The 525-nt window shown below is 64.2% G+C and carries 1 protein-coding gene; it reads right to left on the bottom strand.

The features are described 5' to 3' along the window. On the bottom strand, positions 1 to 395 hold a 395-nt coding region (locus HW466_RS31230), incomplete at its 3' end, for an IclR family transcriptional regulator (RefSeq protein ID WP_176316157.1). Between the last annotated feature and the right edge of the window lie 130 nt (positions 396 to 525).

Here is a 525-nt window from a genome sequence, read left to right as displayed (position 1 = left end):
GGCTCGACGCGATACAGCACCAGGCGCTTGTCGTCCTGCCGCACGTAGAACGAGGCCGTCTCGGCCAGGTCCTGGCTCAAGTGCTGCAGGATCGGCTCGATCACCGGCCCGACCGCGAACGATCGCTGGTACAGCGCCGCCAGCCGCAACGGCGCCGGCCCGATCGCGTACTGCCCGTCGGGCAGCCGGCGAATGAAGCCGCCATGCTCCAGCGCCGCCAGCAGCCGCAGGATCGTGCTCTTGTAGAGCGCCGTGCGGCGCGACAGCTCGGCCAGCGTCAGGCGATCGTCGCCCGGGCCGAACGCTTCGAAAATCGCGAACGCGCGATCGAGCACGGCCACGCCGCTCGAATTCGCATCCACCGCCTCCTGCGCGGAGCCTGCTTCGTCTTCCATCACCCGCCCGATACTTTCGAGATTGATACGTCGCACACTCTATCGTTCTGCCTGATAGAACACAAGATCCAGAATTTTCGCGAAATTCCGGGTTAACACGGCTTAAAACAGTACGCTCGCGCTCCTATAG

Origin of the sequence: Burkholderia territorii (assembly GCF_902833055.1) — a bacterium.
Lineage (GTDB): Bacteria > Pseudomonadota > Gammaproteobacteria > Burkholderiales > Burkholderiaceae > Burkholderia > Burkholderia territorii.
Note: the sequence above shows the minus strand (reverse complement) of the source record. Positions and strands in the feature narration are given on the sequence as shown.